Annotated in this window: 4 protein-coding genes; 1 reads left to right on the forward strand and 3 read right to left on the reverse strand. The window is 48.5% G+C overall.

Annotated elements, in window-relative coordinates:
* Positions 1 to 225 (forward strand): hypothetical protein (locus RMO35_RS23495; RefSeq protein WP_309744886.1); only part of this gene is annotated, 225 nt, incomplete at its 5' end.
* A 130-nt stretch (positions 226 to 355) separates the two neighbouring features.
* Here RMO35_RS23495 and RMO35_RS23500 read toward each other — a convergent pair.
* Genes RMO35_RS23500 through RMO35_RS23510 form a run of 3 tightly spaced genes read right to left on the reverse strand, consistent with a single transcriptional unit; the run spans position 356 to position 2,109 of the window.
* The gene (locus RMO35_RS23500) at positions 356 to 478 is read right to left on the reverse strand and encodes a hypothetical protein (RefSeq protein ID WP_309744892.1); all 123 of its coding nucleotides are present in this window, start codon (positions 476 to 478) and stop codon (positions 356 to 358) included.
* A complete protein-coding gene (locus RMO35_RS23505; RefSeq protein ID WP_309744888.1) occupies positions 444 to 1,109 on the reverse strand; it encodes a phospholipase in 666 nt (221 codons plus the stop codon). The genes RMO35_RS23500 and RMO35_RS23505 overlap by 35 nt, the downstream gene beginning before the upstream one ends.
* Positions 1,110 to 1,158: 49 nt before the next feature.
* Positions 1,159 to 2,109 carry a DUF1998 domain-containing protein gene (locus RMO35_RS23510; protein ID WP_309744890.1) on the reverse strand — a complete coding sequence of 317 codons (951 nt, stop codon included), beginning with the start codon at positions 2,107 to 2,109 and terminating at the stop codon, positions 1,159 to 1,161.
* Positions 2,110 to 2,169 lie beyond the last annotated feature (60 nt).

Raw genomic sequence — 2,169 nt, forward strand, 5'->3', positions numbered from 1 at the left:
CGACTATCTAATGCCGATCTATTTCTATGTCGGAGCATTCCTCAAGTGCCTGCCGATCCACAATGGGAGCGTGTAAAAAGCATAGAATTCCCTATCCAAACCCTGACAGATGCACTCGATCATCCTTCCGCAATCATTAAATCTAATGCTTATAAAATTCTTTGTCAGAAAATTGGAGAAGATCGAGCAATGGAAATTATTCGAGAAAAAGGATTGATTTCATAAATTATTATGGGCGCAATACTCGATCGATAATTGCTTCAAAATTTGCCGTACTGCCAAAGTCTCAAACTGACCGCCCAAAGCCTTCGCTGCGGACTTATCCCTCAACATCACCCCAGCCTCAATATTCCGATTACCTCCGGTAGGCTACGCCAACGTGTGCAGCTTCCGTAAAATTCGCCGAAGTCACCAGTAGGTATTCCTCATCGATGACTACGCATTTAGCATGGAGACAAGCTCTTGTGCGACCCCCTATTTCTAACGTTGGCGTAGCCTACCGTAGGTAATCGCGGGTCGTAGAATACATCTGGAAGTCTCTTTCCTGGCCAGATCTCTGTCCGAAAGCGGCGGGTATATTCCCTGACTAAAATAGCCGTTGGGGTAGTGTCTTTAAATTCCCTTTTGATGTTAAGAAACAGCCTGACTTGGAGCTGGAAATCCTTATCCATCTTGGCTGCTAGTCCACCAAAGAGAGTGGCGGCATTTTCGCCTTTGTCGATCGCGTAGGTAGAAATTAATACCGATCGCTGGGCGGTACGAAATAGCTCTTGCACGACTACTCTAGTATCGCGTCCGCTGGCTCCCAAAATCTCATCACCCGTCCAGACTAGATCGATTGCCGAAGGCAGGTTTTCAACCAACGAGTTGCGTTGGGTTTGTTGGGACTCGCGTTCGGCTAAGATCGATCGCAGTAGATAGACAAGATTAGCGATATTCATCCCCTGCTCCCAGAGCATATTTAACTCAGTAGCAATCGGCTGAACTTGGGCTGAGGCGATCGTAGCTAGCGCAGTAGGTGAAATAGGGAAGGTAATCCGCCCAGATTCGATCGTCTTTAGTAGACTTTCGAGTGATGGACGACTAAGTTGGAGAAATGGGGAACTCATAGAAAGTCGGGGAAGAAGGCTGCACCCTGATTTTCGACAGTGTTAACGACTAATGCTCGATTCTCCAGGGAGAGGCTTCGCCAACGAGAAATTCATTCCCCTTTTCGCAGGATGTTTCAGCAATCAACAAACAGCCGTGACAGGCGGCTCCATGCAGGAATCTCTCTTCATTAGCTTCTGCTGGTTTATGTTGGGCACAGACTGGATCGTTCGAGCAGAGTCTCCCAAATTCTAGGGCGTTGGCGAGGATCGATTCGATCCGTTTGCCTACTTGTACCAAACCACCGAGGGTGCCCTCGGAGCCAGACGAACCCGTGTAGAGCAAGATACCATAGCCATACTTATCGCTGGCATAAACTCGTTCTTTAATCGCACTGGCGGAATAGCCACATTCTAGGGATACTGTGGTGATGAGCAGGTGTGAGAGGGAATGGAGCATGACGTAGGGTGACCCTGGAAAGGGAAAATCTTCATCTTTGCGTCCCGTTCTGGCTAACCAAGTTTGATGACCATTTAAGAGTTCTTTACCGCGTTGTATGACGGCTTCAGTTTCTTTCCATATATCGATCGCGGCTGGATTGAAGGAAATAAATACCCCTTCACCTTTGTTTTCGATCGCTGGAAACCACCGTGGCTCGGCGGCAAGAGCGGCAGATTGGACGTTGAGATTTAGTTCGCCATCGATGTCGGCATAACTTGGCTCGAAGCGTGTAAAGCCTACTTGAGCGACGACTTCACGCAATCGATGGACTAAGACAATGCGTTCGCATAGCGTCTCCCGTGGAGAATCGATCCGCTCTTTCAAAGTTGGTAATAATTCAGTCAGCGGGCGATTGCAGGCATAAAAATCACTTTCTGGCGTATCATTTCCAATCACCTGACTGGTATTAACTCGCGAGGTTAATTCTAGTGGATCGTCGGCAATCTTGCGATCGGCAAACCAGCCAATTGCTTCTGTCTCGCGCTTCCTGTCGCTATATGCTTCTAAAAGCGATCGCACCTCATCCTCAACAATCCGCCGACTACCGCCTAGTTCCCGCAGCCTGCCGTAGGCTCAGCC

Source organism: Chamaesiphon sp. OTE_20_metabat_361 (genome assembly GCF_031364565.1).